Here is a 23495-nt window from a genome sequence, read left to right on the forward strand (position 1 = left end):
AAAGCAGCGCCTCACCACCGGGCCGTGCATCGTTTCGTGCTGGCGACCACGTTTGGTTAGCGCTAACATTGGCAGGCAGTTTCCCGTGGCGAATGAGCCGCGTCAAATAACGAAATCAGCGGAACATATGTCCGATTCGACTAAAAGCGATGCGCGTCCCCGCCGCACGTCGGGACGCCTGACCCTGCGCGACGTGGCCGAGCACGTCGGCGTGTCGCAGATCAGCGTGTCGCGCTATTTCCAGGATCCGGCGCGGCTGTCCGCGCCGCTGCGCGAGCGGATCGCCGATGCGGTCGCTGAACTCGGCTACGTGCCGAATCTCGTCGCCGGCGGCCTCGCTTCGGCGCGCAGCCGTGTCATCGGCATGGTCATTCCGAACATCTCGGGGCCCATCTTTGCGAACACGATCCAGAGCTTCAGCGACGAGGTCACCGCACACGGTTACCAGTTGCTGCTCGCATCGAGCTATTTCTCGACGGATCTCGAGGAGAACGCGGTGCGTGGATTGCTCGGGTGGTCGCCGGCGGCACTCGTGCTCACGTCGCACTTCCATTCCCCGGGCACCGAGGAACTGATCGAGCAGACGCAGGTGCCCGTGCTCGAAACGTGGGACTTCCAGCCGCGGCGCAAACCGCTGCAGATCGGCTTCGTGCACCAGGAAGCCGGACGCATCGCGGCGCGTCATCTGGTGGAACGCGGCTATCAACGCATCGCGTTCGTGCTGAACAGCGCGGCGGGCGACGCAAGCGCGCGCGAGCGGTGCGATGGCTATACCGAGATCATGCGCGAGCATGGGCGTCAGCCGATCGTGTTTGCACCGACCGAAGCGCAGCCGATGCACGCGGGACGCGAGGCGCTGCTCGCGCTGTGTTCGGCCCGCCGCACGGCCGACGCGATCATCTTCGCGAACGACAACCTCGCGTTCGGTGCGCTGCTGTCCGCGCCCGGCACGGGCATTCGCGTGCCGGAGCAATGCGCGATCGTCGGCTTCGGCGACTATCCGATGGCGGAAATGCTGACGCCGGGCCTGACGACCGTGCGGCCGCCCGCGCGTGAAATCGGCGTCACGGCGGCCGCGCGGATCTTCCAGCTTCTGCAGGAGGATCCGCCGGCGTTCGAGACGCTTCGCAAAGGCCAGCGACCGATGTCGTGCGAACTGATTATCCGGGCGAGCAGTTAACGGCCGAAGGCAACGAACCGGCTTTCAAGTTCAGCGAACGTAGACCCAAAGGCGTCATCGCGCCTTCATCGGTCACGGCGGCGCGCGTACGCGGCGCTCGGCGTTGCCCCGGCCCGATGGCGCCGTGCACGCGTGCTGCGTGCGGTCGCCCTAATGCGCAGTGCGCCGCAACATCGTCGTGTCGTAACCGAGCGCCCGCACCCGTTCGACGAGCGCCGCGGCCTGTTCAGCGGAAGGCTTCGCGTCGCGCGTCAGGATCCACAGGAACCGCCCCGACGGTTCACCGACGATCGACCATGCGTAGTCGTCGGCGCGATCGAGCACCCAGTAATCGCCGAAGAAGAACGGCCCGAAGAACGACACCTTCAGCTTCGCGCCGCCGCTGTCGGCCACGATCTTCGCGCGCCCGTCGGCGCTTCGCGCGCGGCCGTCCGGCCCGCCTTCGCGGCAGGTATTGCGCACGCCGACGAGACCGTCGTCCCGCTTCGCATACTCGGCCGTCACGCCGTCGCATCCGCGCTCGAAGCGGTTTTCATACCGCGCGAACTCGTACCATCTGCCGACGTAGCGATCGAGATCGACGGATTTCGCGGGTTGCGGAACGTGTGCATTCCCGCTGGGCCCGCCGGCAAGGCCTGCACATCCCGCCAGCACCAGGGCGGCGCCCGCCACGATCACGCCTGCCGCCCACAGCGGTCGGCCCACGATACTTCGCTTCATTGAATCACGCTCCAGACACGAAACCCGGTCATTGTGCACTCAACCGACGGTAGTCGGCCGCATTCGCCGCACGTTGCGGCTGCCTGCATCCGCGCGGACGCGTCGCTCGTATCTGGTTGAGGAGATCACAGCGGGCGCCGCGCTGCACAACGTGCAGCGGGCGCGCCGCCGATCGTTCGATCACATGCATCCGAGAGTGCTATATTTCGCTCGACATTCACAGCATGGCGGTCCGCGCCATCCACTTCGCATGAGCGACACGCCAAGCGGTGCCAGCGGCTTCGATCAGTCAGCCCCTTCGCGCGACCCCGATGCGGATCTCGCGCGCCGAGAACATCTGAACCGGGTGATGCTTCAGGCAGCAACCGGCGACCAGGCGGCTTTCGCGGAGCTGTATCAGCTGAGCGCATCGCGGGTATTCGGGACAATCGTGCGCATGCTTCACGATCACGGCGAAGCCGAGGATCTGCTCCAGGAGGTCTACACCACCGCATGGCGGCGCATCGATACGTTCGACCCGACGCGCGGCGGCGCGATGACGTGGTTGATCACGCTGGCACGCAACAAGACGATCGACCGCTTGCGGCAGCATCGCGACGCGCAACTCGACGACGAACAGGCGCTGGCGCTGCCCGCCGAAGATCCGACGCCCGCCGCGCTGGCGGAGGCCTCGCAGGAGCGCCTGCGCCTCGAGCGCTGCCTCGCGCAACTCGATCCGCAGCAGGGCCGCGCGGTGCGCGAGGCCTTCTTCAGCGGCGCGACCTACAGTGAGCTGGCAGCGCGACTGCGTGTGCCGCTCGGAACCATGAAGAGCTGGATCCGGCGCAGCCTGATGCAGCTGAAGGTGTGTCTGGAGCAATGAATACGCCGGCCGATCACGATCCCGAATTGCGCTGCGCCGAATACGCCCTCGGCGTGCTCGACGCAGACGCGCGCCGCGAGCTGGAGCAGTCCGCCGCTCGCGACCCGGCGTTGCAAGCCACGCTCGAGCGCTGGCAGCGCCGCCTCGCCCCGCTCGCGGACGACATCACGCCCGTCGACCCGCCCGCGCGAACCTGGACGAGGATCCAGCACCAACTGGGCTTCATCCCGCCGCCGCGCCCACGCAGCGCGGCGCCATCCGCCGGATGGTGGGACAGCCTGCGACTGTGGCGCTGGGTCGGCATGGGCGCGAGCGTGGCGGCGCTCGGGCTGCTCGCGGTCAACGTGCTCCGGGTGGGCGAAGCGCCGCCGCGCCCCGCTGCCGAGGACAGCCACTACATGGCAGCCACGCTGGCACAAACGGATGGCGTCGCACGGTGGACCGCCACGGTCGACTTGCGGCGTGCCCGGATGGTCGTGGTGCCCGCGAACACGCCAGCCGTCGCCGCGGACCGCTCGACGGAGCTCTGGCTGATTCCGCCGAATGCGAAACCAATCTCGCTCGGCGTATTCGCATCGAACGCACCGGCGTCGATGACGCTGCCGCCGGCGATCGTCGCGCAACTCGATGCACGCGCAGTGCTCGCCGTCTCGCTCGAGCCCCACGGCGGCTCGCCGAGCGGCCAACCCACCGGGCCGGTGCTCGCTACCGGCGCGATGCACACCACTTGACGCGCGCAACGCGCGCTCGACCCGTAAACGTCAAGCGCGGCGGCGGGCCGCCCGCTGCCGTCTCGCTCGACGGGATCACGCCGCATCTCGTCGCATCCGTCTGCATCCGTTCGGTCGCCGGCTCCGTATAAGGGGATATCGCGCCCCCGGAGCCCGTATGCCCGCCGTCGTCGTTGCCGTCCTCGCCTTCGTCGGACTGATCCTGTCCTTCACGGCGGTATGGATTGCCCAATTGCATTCCCGGAACGCCGGGATGATCGATCCGGTCTGGGCCGCGACGCTCGGCGGCGTCGCCGTGTTCGTCGCCGCGCTGGCGACCGGCCCGGAACTGAATCGTGCGCTCGTCGCCGCGGGTGGCGGCATCTGGGGGCTGCGACTCGCGCGGCACCTGTGGCGGCGCAATCGCGGGCAGCCGGAGGACCCGCGCTATCGACAGTTCCGCCTGCAGTGGGGCGACGCCGCGCCGCGCAACATGTTCTGGCTGTTCCAGTTGCAGGCGCTGATCTCGATGCTGCTGTCGATCGCGTTCTTCATCCCCGCCTACAGCGCGGCAGCCCCGTCCCGGTTCGCGATTGCCGCGGCAGTCGCGATCTGGATCGCCGCCGTCGCCGGAGAGACGGCCTCCGACCGGCAACTCAAGCGGTTCCTCGCGGATCCCGACCACGGCGGCCAGGTCTGTCGGGCCGGCTGGTGGCGCTATTCGCGGCACCCCAACTATTTTTTCGAGTGCGTGCACTGGCTCGCCTACACGGCCCTGTCGATCGGCATGCCGTGGGGCTGGCTGACGCTGTTCCCGCCCGTCCTGATGGCATGGCTGCTGCTCAAGGTCTCCGGCTTGCCGCTGCTCGAAGCGCGTCTGGTGCAAAGCCGGCCGGGCTACCGCGAGTACATGCGCACGACCAGCGCCATCGTTCCGTGGCCTCCGAGGCCGGCGCCCGGCCCTTCCCCCACTCGATCCGATCACCCTGAAGACCGGAGCACGCGATCATGACCGCTACCACCTCGCAACCGTCGCCGGCCTCGGCGGCGGCACCCCACGACACCTGGCTGATCCGCTGCTGCGAGCGCGGCTGGCTGCCGGACCGGCTGATCCGGGCCGGCATGCGCTCGCTCATGCGGCAACGCCTGCGCGCCGAACACGCGGATGACGGCGAACAGCGCGCGGCGGCCCACGACACGCTGGTGCGCGAGCTAAGCGCGAGCCCGATCGCAATCGAGACGCTCGCGGCGAACACGCAGCATTACGAAGTGCCCGGCAGCTTCTTCGAGGCCCATCTCGGCCCGCGGCTCAAATATTCGTGCGGCTATTACCCGCGTGGCGACGAAACGCTTTCGCAGGCAGAGGAGGCCATGCTGGCGTTGTACGCGCAGCGCGCGAGGCTGGCGGACGGCCAGCGCATTCTCGACCTCGGATGCGGCTGGGGTTCGCTGTCGCTCTGGCTCGCCGAGCGGTATCCGGCGGCGCGGATCGTCGGCCTGTCGAATTCGCACGGTCAACGCCACTTCATCGAGCGATGCGCGGCGCAGCGCGGGCTGACGAATCTGCGCATCGTGACCGGCAACGTGGTGGAGTTCGACTTCGATCCCGCGGACGCCGGTTTCGACCGCGTGCTCTCGATCGAGATGTTCGAGCACATGAAGAACTACGGGCAACTGCTCGCCAAAATCGCGCGCTGGATGCACGACGACGGCAAGCTCTTCGTGCACATCTTCGCGCACAAGCTGCTCGCCTATCACTTCGCGGTGCGCGACGACACCGACTGGATGTCGCGCCATTTCTTCACGGGCGGGACGATGCCGTCGGCCGACCTGCTGCTGCGGTTCCAGGACGACGTGCGCATCGCCCGCCAATGGTGGCTCGACGGGACGCACTACGCCCGCACGGCCAATCAGTGGCTCGCGTCGCTCGATGCGGCGCGCGACCGGATCATGCCGATTTTCGAGACGGTCTACGGCGCCGACGCCCGCCTCTGGTTCCAGCGCTGGCGGATGTTCTACATGGCGGTCGCCGAGCTGTTCGGCTATGCCGACGGGCAGGAATGGGGCGTCGCCCACTATCTGTTCGACAAGCGCCGGGGGCTCGCATGAGGGCCGCGATCGCGCATCGGGTTCTCCGCCGCGTCGCCGTCGCCGCCACGGTCGTGACGGCGCTCGCGATGGGGGCCGCCGGGTGCTCGGGCGGCCCGCCGAACCCGAATCCGCGCGCCGCCGTTCCGTTGTCGACCGTACCCGTCGACTTGCCGCGCTACATGGGCCGCTGGTACGTGATCGCGAACATCCCGTATTTCGCGGAACGCGACTACGTCGGCAGCCGGGCCGAGTGGCGCCTGCGCGATGACGGCCGGATCGACGACGCATTCGTCGGCCGCAAGGGCGGCTTCGACCAGCCCGAGAAGCGCTATCGGTTCGTCGACGCCGTGAAGCCCGGCAGCGGCGGCGGCGAATGGCGCGTGCGGCTGTTCTGGCCGGTGTATGTCACGCAACTGACGCTCTACGTCGACCCCGACTACCGGTACACGATCCTCGGCTACCCGGGCAAGACGCTCGGCTGGATCTTCTCGCGCGAGCCGACGATGGACGACGCCACCTATCGCGCGCTGCTCGCCCGGCTCGATGCGATGGGTTACGACACGTCGCGCTTCAGGCGGGTGCCGCAAACCCCGGACCAGCTCGGCAAGCCGGGCTTCGCGTCGCCCGGCGATCGCGAATGACCACCGCGCCTGCATCCGCCGCGCGCGGTGCGTCGTATATGAGCACATGTGATGCCAGAACCTGCACTTGTGACTGACGGAGACCCTTCGCGATGCACCCGGAACTTTCAATGTCGCGGCCCGGCCGGCGGATCGCCGTCGTCGGCGCCGGCATCGCGGGCCTGGCCAGCGCGTACTTGCTGGCCCGCCGTCACCGCGTGACGCTGTTCGAGGCCGCCGACTATCTCGGCGGTCACACGCACACGGTCGACGTCGACCTCGACGGCGCGCGCCACCCCGTCGACACGGGCTTCCTGGTGTTCAACGACCGGACCTATCCGAACCTGATCGCGCTGTTCGACGAACTGGGCGTGGCCGCCCATTCGACCGACATGTCGTTTTCGGTTTCGGTCGACGGCGGCCGGCTCGAATGGGCCGGCAGCAACCTGAACACGGTGTTCGCGCAACGCCGCAACCTGTTCTCGCCGACCTTTCTCGGGATGTTGCGCGACATCCTGCGCTTCAACGCGTCCGCGCACGATCACCTCGAATCGGCGAACCGGCAGCGCCTTTCGGTCGGGGAACTGCTCACGGCCGGCGGCTACGGCGCATCGTTCCAGCATCACTACCTGCTGCCGATGGCGGCCGCGATCTGGTCGAGCGCAGCCAACGACATCCTGCGGTTTCCGGCGGCGACGTTCCTGCGCTTCTGCCTGAATCACGCGTTGTTGCAGGTCAACAACCGGCCGACCTGGCGCACCGTCGCGGGCGGCGCGCGGCAGTACGTCGAGCGCATCGCCGCGACGCTCGACGACGTGCGCGTGAATACGCCGGTGCGCGCGATACGGCGCGACGACGCGGGCGTGACGGTGGCGACCGATACAGCCGGTCACGAGCGTTTCGACGCGGTGGTGCTCGCGTGCCATGCACCGACCAGCCTGCGGCTGCTCGCGGATGCCAGCAAGGCCGAGCGCGACGTGCTCGGCGCCGTGCGCTACCAGCACAACGTCGCGGTGCTTCATACCGATACGGCGTTGCTGCCGCGCCGGCGGCGCGTGTGGTCGGCGTGGAACTACCTGGGCGGCCGGCCGAGGCGCACGGGCGGCGAATCGCCCGTGTGCGTGAGCTACCTACTCAACCAGTTGCAGCCGCTGCCGTTCCGCTCGCCGGTCGTCGTCACGCTGAATCCGGTCGACGAGCCCGCGCCCGACACCCTGCTCGGCCGCTACGATTACGCGCACCCGCTGCTCGACCTCGCGGCCGTGGATGCGCAGCATCGCCTGCCGATGCTGCAGGGGCGGCGCAATACGTGGTTTGCGGGAGCGTGGACAGGCTACGGGTTCCATGAGGATGGACTGAAATCGGCGTTGCGCGTCGCCCGCAGCTTCGGCGTCGCGCCGTCCTGGGCGCGCCCATGAACGCGCCCTTTGCCCGCGACGGCACGGCCGCCCGGCTGCTCGTCGGCACCGTGATGCATGAACGGCTGCGGCCGGTGCGCCATGCGTTCGCGTATCCGATGTTCCAGGTCTGCTGCGACGTCGAGCGGCTGGACGAGATCGACGCGGGCTGGTTCGGCATCGATCGCTGGGCCCCGCTCGGGCTCGCTTCCCGCGACTACGGCCCGCGCGACGGCCGTGCGCTCGGCCCGTGGATGCGCGAGGTCCTCGCGCACGCCGGCATTCCCGCCGACGGCCCGATCTGGCTGCAGACGATCCCGCGCACCTTCGGCTACGCATTCAATCCGGTGAGCTTCTGGTACTGCTACGACCGCGCGGGCCGGCTGCGCGCGCTGTACGCCGATGTGCGCAATACGTTCGGTGCGCACCACGGCTACCTGCTGAGTGCGATGGGTCACGCGCCGATCGACGCCGACACCGTGCTGGTCTGCCGCAAGACGTTTCATGTCTCGCCGTTTTGCGACATCGTCGGCGATTACGCGTTTCGCGTGCGTCAGTGCGGCGACCATCTGAGCGTGGCGATCGACTATCGCGACGACGACGGTCTGCTGCTGCGCACGGCAATCGGCATGCGGTCCGCGCCGCTGACGGCGGCACGCGCATGGCGCGCGCTGGCCCGACAGCCGCTGAACGCGATCAACGTCGTCATTCGCATTCATTGGCAAGCGCTGCGGCTGTGGCTCGCGCGCGTGCCGTTCCACGGCAAGACGCCCCCCGGCCGTTCCGCCGCTGCCGATTTGCCATTGTCCCGTTCGCCGGGCGCGTCGCCACGCGGCCGCTCGGCGATGTCCGATCACGAGGCTCGACCATGACCTTGCTGCGCCTGCTGTCTTCCGCCTCGCAACCGGCGATGCCGCTCTCGGCCCGGATGTTCATCGCGCTGCTCCGGCAAATCCACGACGGTCACCTGACGCTCGTGACGCCCGAAGGCGCGCAGCATGTGTTCGGCGATCCGCACCGCCAGCCGGCCGCGACGCTGCAGGTGCGCGACTGGCGGGCATGCCGTGCGATCCTGCGCGCGGGCGACATCGGATTCGCGGAAGCGTATCGCGCCGGCTGGATCGACACGCCCGAGCTCGTCGCGCTGCTGCGCCTCGCGATCCGCAACCAGCCGGTGATCGCGAAGACCGTGACCGGCGGCCGACTGGCACGCCTCTGGTACGCGCTGCGTCACCGGCTGAGGATGAATACGCGGGCCGGCAGCCGCCGCAACATCCACGCGCACTACGATCTCGGCAACGACTTTTACGGATTGTGGCTCGACGACACGTGGACGTATTCGAGCGCCTGCTTCGACGGCGACGCGCAGCGTTCGCTCGCCGACGCGCAAACGGCCAAGTATCAGCGCATCGTCGATTCGCTCGGCCTGCGCGCCGGCATGCACGTGCTCGAGATCGGCTGCGGCTGGGGCGGGTTCGCCGCGCACGCCGCACGGCAAGGCATCCGCGTGCATGGCGTCACCGTCTCGCAGGCGCAATACGCGCTGGCCCGCGAGCGCATGGCGCGCGACGGGCTGTCCGATCGCGTCACGCTCGAATTGCGCGACTATCGCGACGTCGACGGCCAATACGACGCGATCGTGTCGATCGAGATGTTCGAGGCCGTGGGCGAAACGTTCTGGCCGGTGTACTTCGACACGCTCCGGCAGCGCCTGAAGCCCGGTGCACGCGCGCTGATTCAGTCGATCACGATCATCGAGTCGCTGTTCGACGCGTACCGCACGTCCAGCGACTTCATTCGCGAGTTCATCTTTCCCGGCGGGATGCTGCCGAGCCCGGAGCGTTTCGTCGATGCCGCGCGGCGGGCCGGCCTGGCCGCCGAACCGGTGTTCGCGTTCGGTGACGACTACGCGCGCACGCTGCGCACCTGGCGCGCCGCGTTCGAGGCGCGCATCGACTCGGTGCGCGCGCAACGGTTCGACGAGACGTTCATTCGCACCTGGCGCCTCTATCTCGCCTATTGCGAAGCGGGATTTGCCGAGCGGCGGACCGACGTGATGCATTTCATCGTGTCGTCGGGCGGCTGACATGAGGCGCCGGCTTGCGATGCTCGCCGCGGCCGCGGCGCTGGTTGCGCCGTTGTTCGCCGGCGCGAGCTGCGTCGACGACATCGCATCGGCCCGCCTGATCGGATCCGGCCGGTTCTGCATCCTTGGCATCTGTCTGTACGACGCCGAGCTATGGGCGCCCCGGCCGCCGGGCGCGTTCGACACGCCGTTTGCGTTGTCGCTGGCCTACCGTCATGACGTGAAAGGCGAGCGGCTCGTCTCGACGGGCATGGACGAGATCGAGCGCCTCGCACCCGCGCCATTGCCGGCCGCGACGCTCGATGCATGGCGCCGCGATATCGAACGGGCGTTTACCGACGTATCGCGCGGCGACGTGCTGTGCGGCGTGTATGTGCCCGAGCGCGGCGCACGTTTCTACACCAACGGCCGCCTCACGGCCGACGTGACCGACCCGGCGTTCGCACGCGCATTCTTCTCGATCTGGCTCGACCCGCGCACGCGGGCAAAGTCGTTGCGCCGTCAGTTGCTGGGCGACGAGGCGCGCTGAGTCGACGGTGAGTGATGGCGACGGGCCCGGTGTGTCGACGCGGCAACGCCGCTCGGACGGGCAGTTCGTCAGAGATCCGTCTCGATACGTGATTCGCCATGGTCGACAAGATGCACTTGCCTGAGAAGATCTGCGAGACCTGCGGCTTGCCTTTCAGCTGGAGAAAGAAATGGAAAGCCGCTTGGGACGAAGTGCGATATTGCTCGGAGCGTTGCCGTCGGAACCGGCGGCCGCGTGCCCGCATGAAGACAAACGCTGCGCGTCGTTGACTTCGCATTGGTGAGCCGGTCGCGAGCGGCGCGCGGGCCTGGATAGCGCTTCGCTTGAGCCGAGACGGAATGCTCGCCCCTGTTTCGGGCAACCGGGATCGATCGGCACCGGTGCGCGCAGGCGCGCTCGCGAGAGCGCCCCCCTTCCTCGCGGCCGTCTGGCTTGCTGCATGCCCGGTTGCCCTCAGACGGCTCACTCCGCCCTGTCCAGTTGCCCGACGCCTGCGTGAACGCCCGGCCATGTTGGTTGGCGCGAGCGGCCGCAGACCGGATCCCGCAGCATCGACTCACAAATGTGAGACAAGATCGATTCATGCATCGAAATCGCATGCCTTCCGGCGTACTTCCTGGCCCATATTGACCCATCTTGGTCAGCATCCCATTGACCCCGAAAGGCGTTTCGAATGCGCCAAAGACACGCAATACGCTTATAAAAATGAGCGATCACGTGCTGATAACGCAATTTCCCGATGTTGAAGCGGTACTTGACGCACAAATTTCCGGTACAGATTATTTCTTGAATCACTTTTCCGCTTCACTTTCCGGAAAATTTGCATACAATCCAGCTGTGACGCATGAATCGACCGAGGGAGGCCCCGTGCCAACACGCAATCACGACATCAAGCCGCGCCGGTTTCCGGCGTGTCCGGCTTCATGGATGGCGCGCGTGTCCGTCGCCCCGGCACGCAGCCCGTCACACCACGCCGGTGCGGCGCCGGACCGGCCGATTGCAGCGCGCTTGCGGGTCGCTGCGCTGCAGCGCGGCCAACGCTGCCGGCGCCGCTCGCCACAGCTGACCGACCGGTGCGCAGGCGCCAGCCCGAACGGCGCACTGCCTGAACGGCAATCGAACCCCGCCGCGGCTCGCGCATGTCCGACGCTGCTCGTCACCGGCGGCCTGACCGCCTCCGACGAAACGATCGAGCAAGCCGGCCTGCACGTCAGCGAGCGCGTCGAATCGGTGTCTCGGGCACTACGACAGCCCGGCCAGGCCGTCGACGCGCTGATCGCCGAGGTTTCGTCGTTGCAGATGAATCTGGCGATTCAATTCGTGTCGCTGGCCCAGGCGCGCCGTGTCCGCGCGGCCGCGATCATCTATGAGTACGGCAGCGTGCAGGCCCTCGCGTTGATCCGCCTGGCAGGGTTCCACCTGTTTCGCTCGGTGGGCGGGCGCATCGACCACACATTCGTCCTGACCACGTTGCAACAGTCCGCCGCCGTCATGCTCGCAGCCACGCCGACGGCGAACGACCCCATGGCGCGGTTCCGCCGGGACGTCGGCGGCTGGGCCCCCGCAACGCCAGTGGGTCCGCCGTGCGGGATCCGGGCCGGATCTCCGGTGACGTTGCCGGACCGCCATGCACGCCCGCGCGCGCGCCGGTGAGCGTCACCCGGTCGACGCGTCGCCGAAATAGCGGCGGCGTTCGCCCGATTTTTACGCAACGAATACAGGCAAACCATCGCATCGCCTCAGTCGCGATCCATCGCATCCCCCTAACCTCGAGAAACGAACCGAAATGGGCAATCTGATCGACGCTCCCGAGCACACCTTGACTGCGATCGACGAGGGCATTCCTCTGTCGCACATCATCCGTCGTCGGCTCGAGAACGCGGGCGCGCGCTTCCATGCAAACGACAACATCGCCGCGCACCTGCGCGACGGAGAACTGGATGCGCTGCAGAACGAAGTGGCGCAGGGAATGGAAGCCGTGCTGCGCTCGCTCGTGATCGATGTCGACAACGACCACAACACGCGGGAAACCGCGCGGCGCGTCGCGAAGATGTTCATCCGCGAAGTGTTCGCGGGTCGCTACGACGTGGCGCCGGCCGTCACCGAATTCCCGAACGTCGAGCGGCTGGACGAGCTGCTGATCGTCGGGCCGCTGCGCGTGCGCAGTGCCTGCTCGCATCATCTTTGCCCGATCATGGGCCGCATCTGGATCGGCGTGCTGCCGAGCGCCGCGTCGAACCTGATCGGCCTGTCGAAGTACGGAAGGCTGGTGAACTGGGTCATGACGCGCCCGCAGATCCAGGAAGAAGCGGTCAAGCAGATCGCCGACCTCCTCGAATCGCGCATCTCGCCCGATGGGCTTGCCGTCGTACTCGAGGCCGAGCACTTCTGCATGCATTGGCGCGGCACCAAGGACGACCAGGCAAAAATGACCAACAGCGTGATGCGCGGGAAATTTCTCGCGGACGCATCGCTTCGCCGGGAGTTTCTCGCGTTGTTGTCCGGAAAGCATGCGTAAAGCGCGCGACAGGCATTCGCGACGCATGGGCCGGCACCGTGCCCGGCCATGCGCCGCGCCGCTCGTCAGCGCGTGCGCGTAACAGCAGGAAGCGCAACGCCATACGGAGTTCCCGATGAACTGTTCGCACGACTCACTCCGCCCGTCTTCCGGCCAGGGTCGATCGACGACGCCGCATTCAGGCAGGCAGCCGCGCCGGGGCGCGTCCCGCGCGCGGTCGCGCCCCGGCGGCAGAACCGAACTCACCGCCGATGCGGTCGTTCAGCCCGACGAAGCACCCGACGCGCACGCGGAGCTCAACCAGTTGCTGGCGCGCGTCGCCGCCGGCGACGAGCACGCGTTCGCGCAGCTGCATCGATTGACGGCGGCGCGGCTGTACGGCGCGATCGTCCGCATGATCCGCGACCGCCACGAAGCGGAAGACCTGCTTCAGGACGTGTTCACGACGGCGTGGCGTCGCGCCGATTCATTCGACGCCGGACGCGGCACGGCGATGACCTGGCTGATGACGCTCGCACGCAATCGGACCATCGACCGGATGCGGCAGCACCGTGAGCTTCCGATCGACGACGAACTGGCGCTGTCGATCCCCGACGAAAGCCCGACGCCCGATCTCGGTGCGCAGGCGAGCCAGGAGCGCCTGCGTCTGGAGCGCGGGCTCGCGCATCTGGGCGAGCGGCAGGCGTATGTGCTGCGGGAAGCGTTTCATGGCGGCGCGTCGTACGCGGAGCTGGCCGAACGCATGCAGGTGCCGCTCGGCACGATGAAGAGCTGGATTCGCCGCAGCCTGATGCGACTCAAGGTGTATCTCGAGCAATGAGCACGCGAATCGCTTCACGGCTCGATCGCGCTGCGCGGGTCGGTCCGCGCGGCCGTTGAATCGGTATGTGCTGCGGCGGCGGCAGCGCGCCGCCGGCTCGATGGAGAAGCGGCAGCATCGCGACCGCAGGCCCGCGATATTTCATCGCGATGTCGCCCAATCCGATTTTCCGGCACTCGGGTCGGCGAGCTGCCCGGAACGTCGTGACGGCAGGATCCGGCTCACCCGTTCATCGAAGGCGTGGCGGCCAGCAGCGAAAGACCTGCCACAGTCGTCAACAGGCACCGCAACGCGAAATACCAGGCCGGAATGAAATCCTTGCTCCACAGGACGCCGTCGACGGCCGCGCAGGCGACGAGCACGATCGCCATTCCCGTGAGCCGCGCGCCGACGCCCGGCATCATGAGCACGGCCCACGCCATCAATGCGGGAATCACGCTCCACCCGTAGAGAATTCGCTGGCGGGGCGGCGATTCGGATGCGCGCAGCGCGACACCCCAATGCACGGCCCCGACGAACGACGCGATACACGCGGCGTAGTTCAGCAGCGCGTGCACGTAATCGTCATTGGCAGCCGACGCGTGGACACTCAGCCACGACAGCGCGACGAACGGCGCCAGCCCGGCCAGTGCCAACGCTGCGGGAACGCGGTAACGATGCAGCGCCGCACGCATGTCATGACCTCGGCGGAACGATCAGCGCGCCCTGGCCGCCATCGACGCCGAATTGCTGGCCGGTCACCCATGACGCATCGGCGCTCAACAGGAACGCCGCAAGCGCGGCGGGATCGTCGCCGACGCCGAGTCGTCCGAGCGGATTGGCGTCCGCGAAGCGCTTCGCGACCTGCGGCGCACTCGTCAGACGCGCGGACATCGCCGAGACGATCAGGCCGGGATGAATGCAGTTGACGCGAATCCCGCGCGCCGCGTAGGTGGCGGCCGCCACCAGCGCGAGCGCGCCAACCGCGGCTTTCGCGCTGGCGATGGCTTCATGGTTCGGGAACCCGGTTCTCGACGCGACACTGCCGAACAGCACCGCACTGCCCCCGGCCTGAGCGGCGAGCAACACGCGTACGAACGCGCGCAATGCGTTCCATGCCGAGAAGTAATTCGCCGCGAACGCGTCGTACAGTTCGGAATCCGAAGTCGAATGCATCGGCTTGACGACGATCGAGCCGACGCAATGCGCGAGCCCGTCCGGCACGCCGAATCGCTCGATGCCTGCCTCGAGCGCCCGATCGAGCGCCACCGCGTCAGTCGCGTCGGCGGGCGCAACGACCACGCGCTCGCGCGACATCGTGTCGGCAAGGGCGCTGAGACTGTCGGCGTGTCGGGCGGTGAGCACCATTGAAACGCCCTTGGCGTCCAGCCGCCGCGCAAGTGCGCTGCCAACGGCCCCCGTTGCCCCGCAGATCCAGACAAAAGCCATGGTGACTCCTGTTTGCAAGCGCCCCGCGCGCACGGCGCTTGACGACCGCCGCCAGATGCGCGGCGCGGGCCGCGCCGTGCCATTCGTTTACGAGTTCTATTCTATGCCATCCCTCATCAGAATGAAGCGATATTTCGACTCACATTTATAAAATGAGTCACGATATACGTGTCGCCTGGCTCAAATATAGTCTTCAGATGCCGAACATGACGTAGAATCCGATATAAGCACGAAGAATTTGCGCAATATTCTGCATTCTTTAAGACGAATCAGATGACCTCATTTTCCGATTCACGTGCCCGCATCGCGATCGTCGGCGCGGGAATCGCCGGGGTGGCCTGCGCGCGCGTCCTCACCGATGCGGGCCACCGAGTGACGGTGTACGAGAAAAGCCGTGGCGTCGGCGGGCGAATGAGTACGCGCCGCGCGGACGGCTGGCAAGCCGATCACGGCGCGCAGTATTTCACCGCGCAACATCCGGCCTTCGTCGCCGAAATATCGCGATGGGTCGCCGGCGGCGCAGCCGCCCCGTGGGCCGCGCGCGTCGCATCGATCGGTTCGGCCTGGCCACGGGCACTGCTCGCGCCAGCTCAGCGATATGTCGGCATGCCGGGCATGACTGCACCGGCTCGGCACCTGTCGGCCGGAATCGAAACGGTGCCCGAGACGACGATCACGGCGTTGATGCGAGACGAACATGGCTGGCGACTGATCTCGGCCGAGCATGGCGCGCTGGACGCGCATCACGACGTCGTCATCGTCGCGGTGCCGGCGCCGCAGGCCGTCCCGCTCCTGCGGCGCGCCGAGCCGGGTCTCGCGGTGATTGCCCAGCGTACCGGGATGCGCCCGGCCTGGGCCGTGATCGCGCAGTGCGGTCATTTGCCGGACCCGGGATTCGACGCCGCATTCGTCAATTCCGGCCCGCTTGGCTGGATCGCCCACGACACGTCCAAGCCCGGGCGCACCGGCGCGAGCACGTGGGTGCTGCACGCGACGCCCGACTGGAGCCAGGCTCATCTCGAGGCGCCGCCCGAGCAGATAACGCGCACGCTGCTGGATGCCTTTCGAGACATCGTGGGCGCCACCGCCGACACGGCAACCGCCCATCGCTGGCGCTATGCCGAGCCGGCGCCGTCGTCTGTCGCGACGCCCGGCCGCTTTGCGTGGCGGGCAGGCCCGCGCATCGGACTGTGCGGCGACTGGCTGGGCGGCGGCAAGATCGAAGGCGCGTGGCTCAGCGGCACCGGCCTCGGCGGCGCGGTGGCCGACACCCTGATCACGCACTGAACGGCGGCGGCCGACGCGGAACGGCCTACAGCGAGTCGATATTCCGCACCACGCTGTCCGCCTGCATGCGAATCGCTTCGAGCGCCTCGTCATCAAAGCGCGCGAGCTGCCGATAGACCATCCCAAGCCGGTGGTTGTGCTGCAGCGCGCCGCGGTGCCGGTCGAAAAAGTCCCAATACAGCGCGTTGAACGGGCATGCGCGCGCGCCGGTTCGGGCATTGCGGTCGTACGCGCAACCCTTGCAGTAATTGCTCATCCGATGGATGTACGCGGCGCTGGAAACGTAGGGCTTGGTCGCCATTGCCCCGCCGTCGGCGTATTGACTCATGCCGAGCGTGTTCGGCATCTCGACCCATTCGAACGCATCGATATAGACACCGAGATACCATTCATGCACCTCGTGCGGATCCAGCCCGGCCAGCAGCGCAAAGTTGCCGATCACCATCAGCCGCTGGATATGGTGCGCATGCGCGTCTTCGAGCGACTGCCGCAGCGCATGCGACATGCAGGCCATGCGCGTGCGGCCATCCCAGAACCAATGCGGCAACGGGCGGCGATAACCGAACGCATTGCTGTTTTCATAGCCCGGCATGCGTGCCCAGTACACGCCTCGCACGAACTCGCGCCAGCCCAGTATCTGCCGGATGAACCCTTCGACCGCGGCAAGCGGTGCCGCACCGCTGCGATACGCGTGCTCGGCCCGCGCGACGACCTCGCGCGGATTCAGCATTTTCACATTGAGCGCGAACGACAGCATCGAGTGGAACAGGCGCCGCGCGCTCCCGTGCATCGCGTCCTGGAACTGCCCGAAGAACGGCAGCGCGTGCAGGATGAAGGCGTCGAGGCAGGCGAGCGCTTCGGCTCGATCGACGGGCCAGCGGAAGTCGCCGGCCGACGGCTCCCCGAAGCTGCGCACGCCCGCCGCAACGATCTGTTGCCACAGCGCGCGATGATCGTGATGCGGACGCCAGTCGGCCGGTTCCGCGGGCGAGCCGGACCACGCCTGGCGGTTCTCGGCATCGTAGTTCCACTGCCCGCCTGCCGGCCGCCCTTCCCCGTCGAGCAAGACACGATGCCGCACGCGCATGCTCCGGTAGAAGCGATCCATGATCCATGATCGGCCGGCTCCGAGCACTTGCGCGACCTCGTCGCGCGTCGTATGGAAATGATCGGTATCGACCGCGCGAACCGGCACGCTCGCCGCTGCCGCATAGGCGCTCAGCTGCCGGTCGACCCGCCATTCGTCCGGCAGCAGATACTCGATGCACGCGGCGCCGTGAAGCTCGGCGACACTGTCCAGGTTGGCGGGAATGGCCTGACGATTGAGCGGGTCGTCGATCTCGATGTAGTGCACGCGATGGCCCGCATCGCGCAACAGCGTCGCGAAGCGGCGCATCGCCGCAAAGATGGCAATCAGCTTCTGAGCGTGATGGAGCGTGTAGTCGGTTTCCTGCCGAACTTCCATCAGCACGTAGATCGTTTCGGCCCGGACATCGGAAAACCAATGATGATTCGGGTCCAGCTGATCGCCGAGGACAAGCCTTAAAGTCTTCATGGGACGCTTCGCGATTGATGATCGCCGCCTGGGTTGTCGAGACACCTGCATCGCCACTTCGCGGCACCGCTGCGAAGCATTCTAGCCGGCTCGCGCTTCACGAACCACCTTTTCGGACGAAAATCCGCAAGTTGAATCACTTTCCTGCTTCGTATTTCACGCAAACTGCGTACAATCCTGAGACAACGGTACGTCAACTTCAGGAGAGCAACGATGCCCCCTCGCAAGGATCGCGATACGCCCCATCGCTATCGCAGCGGCGAGGCCGCGCGCCTGGCTCGCATGCCGGCAGCCACGCTGAGAATCTGGGAACGGCGCTATGGGGTGGTTGCTCCGCCCAAAACGCCGTCCGGCCAACGGATGTACTCGGACGACGACGTCCAGCGAATTCGTTTGCTGAAAACGCTCGTCAATCAGGGCCACGCGATCGGCTCGATCGCCAGCCTGAGCCACGAGGAACTCGAAGCGCTGTCGTTGACGAATACGCGTGACGCGGCGTTTCACGAGGCAAGCGTGAGCCTCGCGGTCGTCGGCGCGCTGTCGATTCCGGAATCCGCGATCGAGCGCATGGGAATCCGGATCGCCGCGCGAATCGACTCGCTCGACGGCGCGAGCGCGCACGCGGATACGCCAGTCGACGCCCTCATCGCGATGACCACGTCGCTCCACGAGGATGTCGTTTCGCAACTCGCTGCCCTGGCGCAACAGCTCAACGCGCACGCCGTGGCCGTCGTATACGGGTTCGGCACGGCAGAGGCGGTCGAGCTGGCGCGTCTGTCGGGGTTCGAGCTGTTCCGGTCGACGGAAGGCCAGACCAACCCGATCGCCATCATGTCGAAACTGGCACAAGCCGTCGTGAAGTCGCGCCAAGCGAATGACGCGGATCGCGGGCTCTGGCTGCGCACGCGGCGACGCTTCGACGATGCGACGCTCGCGTCGCTCAGCGGCCTGTCCACCACCGTCAAATGCGAGTGTCCGCGGCATCTCTCCGAATTGATCATGCAGCTCGGCGCGTTCGAGCGATACAGCGACGAATGCGTGTCGCGATCGCCGGCCGATGCGCTGCTGCATCGCCACCTTGGCGACGCCGCGAATCGGGCAGCCGAATTGCTCGAGACGGCGCTGGCCGTCATTCTTCGCGAAGAAGGATTGGGCGGAACGACGCCGGAACTGAAGGCGCTGTAGCGCGGCAAGCGTCGCCGGCCGTTCCGGCCTGCCACGACGACAGGCGGCGATGCGCTTTCGCGTGCAATGTGGGGCTTGCCTCGATCACCGAGCCGAAACCGAGGAGCGAGCCACTGCGGCAGGCGCTGCCGGCGGCGTGCTCGTGGTGCCGGCATTCGACGCATTCGCGACGCGATCCACGAACGCGGAGAGATCGTCGAGCACGGGCGCCACGCGTCGCAACGGCGCGCCCAGCACACCGACGATCGACGCATGGCTCACGTTCCCGTAACGCATGACCACGACGGTATCGCCCCTGTCTTGCAGCGCGCGCGCGAAGCGGGTCGTGTTGCCGGGCTCGACCACCGTGTCGTTCTCCGCGACGGCCAGCCACATCGGCGGCTCCGTACCCTCGATGAATCGAATGGGCTGGCTCGCGGCGCGCGCTTCCTCCGGAAAGATCCTTTCAAGCGTCGCGTCACGCAGCGGCAGGAAATCATAAGCCCCGGCCAGGCCGATCACGCCGGCGATATCGCTCTTGCGCACCTCCCGTGCCGCCAGATAGCGGCCGTCGGTCGCCAGCAACGCGGCAATCTGTGCGCCGGCAGAATGCCCCATCAGAAACAGGCGACGTGGATCGCCGCCGAACGCAACCGCGTGCTCGCGTGCCCACGCCACCGCCTGCGCCGCATCGTCGATGAAACCGGGAAAGGTGGTCGCCGGATACGTCCTGTAGTCGGGTAAGACGGCAACAAAGCCCCGCGACGCGAGCGCCTCGCCCACGAACAGATAGTCGTTGCGTTCGCCGGACTGCCAGCTTCCGCCGTAAAAGAACACGACCACCGGCGCGCCCGCGCTCGCATCGGCCGGCCAGTGACGCAAGACGCGCGTGGGCAAGTAGACGTCGAGCACGTGGCGTTCGCCGGCTCCGTACGGAATACCGGCGAACAGGCTGAACGTGTAGCTCGGCGTCAGCGCATTCAGGAGCCGCACCGGGCTACACGCGGCGAGGAGACCGGCCGCGAGCAGCACCGACAGGACGACAAGTCCGGCTTTCATGTTCATGAGGATCCCCATCTCCGGCGATTCCGGCCGCATCCGCCGCCTTGTATGTCGTTTACGGGGCCTACGCGCAAACGGATGCATGCATCGCACGGCATCCGCCCCCTTAACGACAGCCCGATCCTCCCTGCGCAAGTGCATCCGTCCGCAATGGAGAGCCGTATGTGGAATGGATAAATGAATCAACGCGGAACGCCGACTATCGCTCCCTACGTAGCAATCGTGCGGTGGTGGATCCGCTCGTCGACGATAGTGAGAGCCGTCTGCCATGAACGTTCTACCTGCCGCTTTCCCCAAGATGCAACGTCGACCGGGCGGCATGGCGAGCATCCCGTTGCCGATCACGCGCGAACGATCATGAGAAGCAGTCCCAATCAACTGACGTCCAAAACGCAGAATTCTCATGCCGCTCGCCTGTCCGTCTATCTCGCGACGACCCAAACAGGATGGCTGGTCTGCGTGATGACGGCCGCAGCGCATCACGCCGCGTGGGGCGTCACGTATGCGCTGATCGCGACAGTCGGCCATCTTCTCTTCGCGCGTCGACCCACAGCCGAAGCGCGGATCGTGATTACGGTCACGGTGTTCGGGTGGTTATGGGACAGCGCCGTTGCCCATTCCGGCCTGCTCGTGTACCCGAACGGCGTTTTTCTCGAAGGGACAGCGCCGTACTGGCTCGCGGGGCTGTGGGCGCTGTTCGCGATTCAACTCAATACCGTGCTGCACTGGCTTCGAGCGCGACCGCTCATCTCGGCGCTCGTCGGCGCAATCGCGGGCTCGGCGTCCTTTCGCGCCGGTGCGGCGCTGGGCGCCGTTCATTTCAAGGATCCGGCTGCAGCGCTCGTCGTCATCGCAACCGGCTGGGCGTTCATCTTGCCGGCCGCGCTGGCGATTGCAAGCCATTGGGATGGCGTAACGAACCATTCTCCTGCGCCAATCGGCGCAGACGACATGAACGACGCCCGCGCCGGATAGAGCCGGGAGCCCCGCAAGCCGGCTTTATCGCCGATCCCGTTCAAATTGCCCACGCACCTTCTCAGGCTACGCACATGACCCGCTCCGAATTGCCGTATGAATCCCGCCCCGTCATCGTTTGGTTTCGGGATGGTCAACGACTCGGCGACAATCCCGCACTCTCTCATGCGGTCAGTACCGGCCATCCTGTTGTTTGCGTCTACGTCTACGACCCGGCCCCGAAGCACGGGCGTCCCATGGGGGGCGCGCAACAGTGGTGGCTGCACGAGTCCCTGAGAACACTCGATGACTCGCTTGCCGCTCTCGGCGGCTCGCTGCTCGTGCTTCGCGGTAACGAACACGAAGCCATCAGAAGCCTCGCCGTCGAGACCCAGGCGGTAATGGTTCTCTGGAATCGCCGCTACGCGAAAGCGCAAACGGAAATGGATGCATCGATCAAGCAAGACTTGATCGGGCGCGGTATCGACGTGTCGACATTCAATGGCCATCTTTTGCGGGAACCCTGGACAGTCGTCACGCGCGAAGGCTTGCCGTTCCAGGTATTCACCGCGTACTGGAGAGCCGCCCGCCGCGATAATTTTTTTCCGCCGTGCCCGCTGCCGGCGCCCGCCCGGGTCACGTTCTTTCCCGTCTCCAGAAACGTCAGCGCACACGTCTGCACGCTCCCCGAACTTGCGCTGCAGCCCTCGACGCCGGACTGGGCGGAGGGTCTGCGTGCGACCTGGCGATGCGGCGAGGAAGCGGCCGGGCGTCAACTCGAGGCCTTCATTGAAAACTCGTTTTCCGACTATGCCGGCGCTCGAGATTTTCCGGCCGCTCAGGCGACGAGCCGGCTTTCTCCGTATCTTCGCTTCGGAAATATCTCGCCCCGGCAGGTGTGGTACGCGACGTTATCAGCGGTAGACACCCTGCGAAGCAGGCGAGTTGTGCGCATCGACGATGCCAGAAATGAGTCGTTGAACAAGTTCTTCAGTGAACTCGGATGGAGAGAATTCTCGTATTACCTTCTCTATCACTGCAAACCCCTTCATCAGTTCAATTTTCGGCGTCAGTTCGACGCCATGCCGTGGCGCACCGACGCCAACGCGCTTCGCGCGTGGCAAACGGGGAAAACAGGATACCCGCTGGTCGACGCCGGCATGCGCGAGCTTTGGCGCACGGGCTGGATGCACAACCGCGTGCGCATGGTGACAGCGTCATTTCTCACCAAGCACTTGCTGATCGATTGGCGCGAGGGCGAAGCATGGTTCTGGGATACGCTGGTTGACGCGGACGAGGCAAGCAATCCTGCCGGGTGGCAATGGGTGTCAGGAAGCGGCGCCGACGCAGCCCCGTATTTTCGAATCTTCAATCCTGTTTTGCAGGGGAAGAAGTTCGACCCGAAAGGCGAATACACGCGGCGATGGGTGCCCGAACTATCTGCACTCCCCGCCGAAGCGGTCCACAGCCCATGGGTCGCTTCCACTGAAGCGCTGCAACAAGCATCCATCGCGCTCGGCGCAAATTATCCCTTTCCGATCGTGGATCACCAGGATGCACGTGCGCGCGCCCTCGGTGCGGTAGAGATCCTGAATACACAGAGCCAAATGAAGTGACGCTCGATTGCCAGCCGGAATCGAATCACGAATGGCCGATTGAAACGTTCGGGCTCGACCGTGTGACGGGGGCGCCCCGACGACAAGCCGGGGGGCGACGTGATGTGCAAGCGCCCGGCCTGCCTCCGCACATCACGCCTTCTTCCCGGTACAAGCTGAAGTATCAGGGCATCAGCACGGAGTCGACCACGTGAATCACGCCATTGGACTGAATGACATCGCCGATCGTGACGTGCGCGACATTGCCCTTGTCATCGGTCACGGCCAGCCCGTTCGCGCCATGGCTGACGACCAGGGAATCGCCTTCGACCGTCTTCAGCGTCGCCTTGCCGCCACCTTGCTCGACCGCCCTGGCAAGGTCGAATGCCGTGAGTCGTCCGGGTACGACGTGATACGTCAACACCTTGACGAGCACAGCCTTGTTCTCCGGCTTCAATAATGTCTGCACCGTGCCGGCCGGCAACGCGGCGAATGCTTCGTTGGTCGGTGCAAATACCGTGAAGGGCCCCTTGCTCGACAATGTGTCGACCAGCCCACCCGCCTTGACCGCTGCGACCAGCGTCGTGTGGTCATGAGAATTCATCGCGTTTTCGACGATGTTCCTCGACGGGTACATCGCAGCGCCACCCACCTCGACCGTCTGCTCCATCGACATGGATCCTGCCTCGGTGGCCTGCGCGTACATGCACGTTGCGAATGCAAGGGCGAGCGCCACGCCACCCAGTTTTGCTTTGCTGAAGGATTTCATTTTCGTACTCCGTAAAATTGCCGCCGTTGGCTGGAAGCAATCGGAGATACGAATCGAGCCGCGCAGCGGATGCACGGTTGAACCCTTCATCGCAAACAGATCCGCGATCCAGGAAACGGCACGGGTGTCGAAAATCCTGCCCGTCTTC

General features: G+C 66.4%; 24 protein-coding genes. 18 read left to right on the forward strand and 6 right to left on the reverse strand.

The annotated features are described in order from the left end of the window. Window positions 1-127: 127 nt before the first annotated feature. Complete coding sequence (locus CFB47_RS35300) at window positions 128-1180, forward strand: LacI family DNA-binding transcriptional regulator (protein ID WP_089464004.1); 1053 nt, start codon at window positions 128-130, stop codon at window positions 1178-1180. Window positions 1181-1330: 150 nt separating this feature from the next. Here the strand turns inward: CFB47_RS35300 and CFB47_RS35305 are convergent, their stop codons facing one another. Beyond that, window positions 1331-1900, reverse strand: a complete 570-nt coding sequence (locus tag CFB47_RS35305) for a lipocalin family protein (protein WP_089464005.1) — start codon at window positions 1898-1900, stop codon at window positions 1331-1333. Between the two features lie 250 nt (window positions 1901-2150). Between CFB47_RS35305 and CFB47_RS35310 the strand changes: the two genes are divergently transcribed. From CFB47_RS35310 to CFB47_RS35370, 13 genes are all read left to right on the forward strand, one after another. Further along, window positions 2151-2762, forward strand: a complete 612-nt coding sequence (locus CFB47_RS35310) for a sigma-70 family RNA polymerase sigma factor (RefSeq protein WP_089464006.1) — start codon at window positions 2151-2153, stop codon at window positions 2760-2762. Continuing rightward, window positions 2759-3493: an anti-sigma factor domain-containing protein gene (locus tag CFB47_RS35315; RefSeq protein WP_089464007.1), complete on the forward strand. Its 735-nt coding sequence runs from the start codon at window positions 2759-2761 to the stop codon at window positions 3491-3493. The genes CFB47_RS35310 and CFB47_RS35315 overlap by 4 nt, the downstream gene beginning before the upstream one ends. Window positions 3494-3650: 157 nt before the next feature. After that, window positions 3651-4484 (forward strand): DUF1295 domain-containing protein, encoded by an 834-nt coding sequence (locus CFB47_RS35320; protein ID WP_089464008.1) that lies wholly within the window; start codon window positions 3651-3653, stop codon window positions 4482-4484. Next, the gene (locus CFB47_RS35325) at window positions 4481-5581 is read left to right on the forward strand and encodes a cyclopropane-fatty-acyl-phospholipid synthase family protein (RefSeq protein ID WP_089464009.1); all 1101 of its coding nucleotides are present in this window, start codon (window positions 4481-4483) and stop codon (window positions 5579-5581) included. Before CFB47_RS35320 ends, CFB47_RS35325 begins: the two co-directional genes overlap by 4 nt. Continuing rightward, window positions 5578-6204 (forward strand): lipocalin family protein, encoded by a 627-nt coding sequence (locus CFB47_RS35330; RefSeq protein WP_089464010.1) that lies wholly within the window; start codon window positions 5578-5580, stop codon window positions 6202-6204. Before CFB47_RS35325 ends, CFB47_RS35330 begins: the two co-directional genes overlap by 4 nt. Window positions 6205-6314: 110 nt before the next feature. Continuing rightward, window positions 6315-7601 (forward strand): NAD(P)/FAD-dependent oxidoreductase, encoded by a 1287-nt coding sequence (locus tag CFB47_RS35335; protein WP_373453172.1) that lies wholly within the window; start codon window positions 6315-6317, stop codon window positions 7599-7601. Then, complete coding sequence (locus CFB47_RS35340) at window positions 7598-8452, forward strand: DUF1365 domain-containing protein (protein ID WP_089464012.1); 855 nt, start codon at window positions 7598-7600, stop codon at window positions 8450-8452. Before CFB47_RS35335 ends, CFB47_RS35340 begins: the two co-directional genes overlap by 4 nt. Further along, window positions 8449-9666, forward strand: coding sequence for a cyclopropane-fatty-acyl-phospholipid synthase family protein (locus CFB47_RS35345; protein ID WP_089464013.1), 1218 nt, complete (start codon window positions 8449-8451; stop codon window positions 9664-9666). Before CFB47_RS35340 ends, CFB47_RS35345 begins: the two co-directional genes overlap by 4 nt. A 1-nt stretch (window position 9667) precedes the next feature. Continuing rightward, window positions 9668-10195, forward strand: coding sequence for a chalcone isomerase family protein (locus CFB47_RS35350; protein WP_089464014.1), 528 nt, complete (start codon window positions 9668-9670; stop codon window positions 10193-10195). Window positions 10196-10305: 110 nt separating this feature from the next. Next, entirely contained in the window at window positions 10306-10464 is a 159-nt protein-coding gene (locus tag CFB47_RS35355) for a DUF2256 domain-containing protein (protein ID WP_373453178.1), read from the forward strand. A 436-nt stretch (window positions 10465-10900) separates the two neighbouring features. Beyond that, a complete protein-coding gene (locus CFB47_RS35360) occupies window positions 10901-11848 on the forward strand; it encodes a hypothetical protein (RefSeq protein ID WP_256946830.1) in 948 nt (315 codons plus the stop codon). A gap of 133 nt (window positions 11849-11981) precedes the next feature. Continuing rightward, entirely contained in the window at window positions 11982-12713 is a 732-nt protein-coding gene (folE, locus tag CFB47_RS35365; protein WP_089464017.1) for a GTP cyclohydrolase I, read from the forward strand. Between the two features lie 115 nt (window positions 12714-12828). Continuing rightward, a complete protein-coding gene (locus CFB47_RS35370) occupies window positions 12829-13533 on the forward strand; it encodes a sigma-70 family RNA polymerase sigma factor (protein ID WP_089464018.1) in 705 nt (234 codons plus the stop codon). Between the two features lie 221 nt (window positions 13534-13754). On the opposite strand, the gene CFB47_RS35375 is transcribed toward CFB47_RS35370, so the two are convergent. Further along, the gene (locus CFB47_RS35375; protein ID WP_089464019.1) at window positions 13755-14207 is read right to left on the reverse strand and encodes a DUF3429 domain-containing protein; all 453 of its coding nucleotides are present in this window, start codon (window positions 14205-14207) and stop codon (window positions 13755-13757) included. 1 nt (window position 14208) lies between these two features. Continuing rightward, window positions 14209-14961 (reverse strand): SDR family NAD(P)-dependent oxidoreductase, encoded by a 753-nt coding sequence (locus CFB47_RS35380; protein WP_089444265.1) that lies wholly within the window; start codon window positions 14959-14961, stop codon window positions 14209-14211. Window positions 14962-15234: 273 nt separating this feature from the next. Here CFB47_RS35380 and CFB47_RS35385 point away from each other — a divergent pair, with 273 nt between their 5' ends. Further along, a complete protein-coding gene (locus tag CFB47_RS35385; protein WP_089464020.1) occupies window positions 15235-16248 on the forward strand; it encodes an NAD(P)/FAD-dependent oxidoreductase in 1014 nt (337 codons plus the stop codon). 25 nt (window positions 16249-16273) lie between these two features. On the opposite strand, the gene CFB47_RS35390 is transcribed toward CFB47_RS35385, so the two are convergent. Next, the gene (locus tag CFB47_RS35390; protein ID WP_089464021.1) at window positions 16274-17803 is read right to left on the reverse strand and encodes a cryptochrome/photolyase family protein; all 1530 of its coding nucleotides are present in this window, start codon (window positions 17801-17803) and stop codon (window positions 16274-16276) included. A gap of 213 nt (window positions 17804-18016) precedes the next feature. On the opposite strand from CFB47_RS35390, the gene CFB47_RS35395 reads away from it, so the two are divergent. Continuing rightward, complete coding sequence (locus CFB47_RS35395) at window positions 18017-18988, forward strand: MerR family transcriptional regulator (protein ID WP_089464022.1); 972 nt, start codon at window positions 18017-18019, stop codon at window positions 18986-18988. Between the two features lie 84 nt (window positions 18989-19072). On the opposite strand, the gene CFB47_RS35400 is transcribed toward CFB47_RS35395, so the two are convergent. After that, window positions 19073-20032: an alpha/beta hydrolase gene (locus CFB47_RS35400; protein WP_089464310.1), complete on the reverse strand. Its 960-nt coding sequence runs from the start codon at window positions 20030-20032 to the stop codon at window positions 19073-19075. Window positions 20033-20206: 174 nt separating this feature from the next. Between CFB47_RS35400 and CFB47_RS35405 the strand changes: the two genes are divergently transcribed. Both CFB47_RS35405 and CFB47_RS35410 read left to right on the forward strand, forming a co-directional pair. Beyond that, window positions 20207-21004, forward strand: a complete 798-nt coding sequence (locus CFB47_RS35405) for a DUF2878 domain-containing protein (protein ID WP_256946831.1) — start codon at window positions 20207-20209, stop codon at window positions 21002-21004. 74 nt (window positions 21005-21078) lie between these two features. Beyond that, the gene (locus tag CFB47_RS35410) at window positions 21079-22599 is read left to right on the forward strand and encodes a deoxyribodipyrimidine photo-lyase (protein WP_089464024.1); all 1521 of its coding nucleotides are present in this window, start codon (window positions 21079-21081) and stop codon (window positions 22597-22599) included. A 163-nt stretch (window positions 22600-22762) separates the two neighbouring features. Here the strand turns inward: CFB47_RS35410 and CFB47_RS35415 are convergent, their stop codons facing one another. After that, window positions 22763-23284, reverse strand: coding sequence for a fasciclin domain-containing protein (locus CFB47_RS35415; RefSeq protein ID WP_242808803.1), 522 nt, complete (start codon window positions 23282-23284; stop codon window positions 22763-22765). Between the last annotated feature and the right edge of the window lie 211 nt (window positions 23285-23495).

Source organism: Burkholderia sp. AU27893 (assembly GCF_002223205.1).
In the GTDB taxonomy this organism is placed as follows: domain Bacteria; phylum Pseudomonadota; class Gammaproteobacteria; order Burkholderiales; family Burkholderiaceae; genus Burkholderia.

Excerpts from the sequence above, each read along its gene's own strand:
- CFB47_RS35300 (WP_089464004.1), top strand. The coding sequence starts at position 128 with ATGTCCGATTCGACTAAAAGCGATGCGCGTCCCCGCCGCACGTCGGGA.
- CFB47_RS35305 (WP_089464005.1), bottom strand. The coding sequence starts at position 1,900 with ATGAAGCGAAGTATCGTGGGCCGACCGCTGTGGGCGGCAGGCGTGATC.
- CFB47_RS35310 (WP_089464006.1), top strand. The coding sequence starts at position 2,151 with ATGAGCGACACGCCAAGCGGTGCCAGCGGCTTCGATCAGTCAGCCCCT.
- CFB47_RS35315 (WP_089464007.1), top strand. The coding sequence starts at position 2,759 with ATGAATACGCCGGCCGATCACGATCCCGAATTGCGCTGCGCCGAATAC.
- CFB47_RS35320 (WP_089464008.1), top strand. The coding sequence starts at position 3,651 with ATGCCCGCCGTCGTCGTTGCCGTCCTCGCCTTCGTCGGACTGATCCTG.
- CFB47_RS35325 (WP_089464009.1), top strand. The coding sequence starts at position 4,481 with ATGACCGCTACCACCTCGCAACCGTCGCCGGCCTCGGCGGCGGCACCC.
- CFB47_RS35330 (WP_089464010.1), top strand. The coding sequence starts at position 5,578 with ATGAGGGCCGCGATCGCGCATCGGGTTCTCCGCCGCGTCGCCGTCGCC.
- CFB47_RS35335 (WP_373453172.1), top strand. The coding sequence starts at position 6,315 with ATGTCGCGGCCCGGCCGGCGGATCGCCGTCGTCGGCGCCGGCATCGCG.
- CFB47_RS35340 (WP_089464012.1), top strand. The coding sequence starts at position 7,598 with ATGAACGCGCCCTTTGCCCGCGACGGCACGGCCGCCCGGCTGCTCGTC.
- CFB47_RS35345 (WP_089464013.1), top strand. The coding sequence starts at position 8,449 with ATGACCTTGCTGCGCCTGCTGTCTTCCGCCTCGCAACCGGCGATGCCG.
- CFB47_RS35350 (WP_089464014.1), top strand. The coding sequence starts at position 9,668 with ATGAGGCGCCGGCTTGCGATGCTCGCCGCGGCCGCGGCGCTGGTTGCG.
- CFB47_RS35355 (WP_373453178.1), top strand. The coding sequence starts at position 10,306 with ATGCACTTGCCTGAGAAGATCTGCGAGACCTGCGGCTTGCCTTTCAGC.
- CFB47_RS35360 (WP_256946830.1), top strand. The coding sequence starts at position 10,901 with ATGAGCGATCACGTGCTGATAACGCAATTTCCCGATGTTGAAGCGGTA.
- folE (WP_089464017.1), top strand. The coding sequence starts at position 11,982 with ATGGGCAATCTGATCGACGCTCCCGAGCACACCTTGACTGCGATCGAC.
- CFB47_RS35370 (WP_089464018.1), top strand. The coding sequence starts at position 12,829 with ATGAACTGTTCGCACGACTCACTCCGCCCGTCTTCCGGCCAGGGTCGA.
- CFB47_RS35375 (WP_089464019.1), bottom strand. The coding sequence starts at position 14,207 with ATGCGTGCGGCGCTGCATCGTTACCGCGTTCCCGCAGCGTTGGCACTG.
- CFB47_RS35380 (WP_089444265.1), bottom strand. The coding sequence starts at position 14,961 with ATGGCTTTTGTCTGGATCTGCGGGGCAACGGGGGCCGTTGGCAGCGCA.
- CFB47_RS35385 (WP_089464020.1), top strand. The coding sequence starts at position 15,235 with ATGACCTCATTTTCCGATTCACGTGCCCGCATCGCGATCGTCGGCGCG.
- CFB47_RS35390 (WP_089464021.1), bottom strand. The coding sequence starts at position 17,803 with ATGAAGACTTTAAGGCTTGTCCTCGGCGATCAGCTGGACCCGAATCAT.
- CFB47_RS35395 (WP_089464022.1), top strand. The coding sequence starts at position 18,017 with ATGCCCCCTCGCAAGGATCGCGATACGCCCCATCGCTATCGCAGCGGC.
- CFB47_RS35400 (WP_089464310.1), bottom strand. The coding sequence starts at position 20,032 with ATGAACATGAAAGCCGGACTTGTCGTCCTGTCGGTGCTGCTCGCGGCC.
- CFB47_RS35405 (WP_256946831.1), top strand. The coding sequence starts at position 20,207 with ATGAATCAACGCGGAACGCCGACTATCGCTCCCTACGTAGCAATCGTG.
- CFB47_RS35410 (WP_089464024.1), top strand. The coding sequence starts at position 21,079 with ATGACCCGCTCCGAATTGCCGTATGAATCCCGCCCCGTCATCGTTTGG.
- CFB47_RS35415 (WP_242808803.1), bottom strand. The coding sequence starts at position 23,284 with ATGTACGCGCAGGCCACCGAGGCAGGATCCATGTCGATGGAGCAGACG.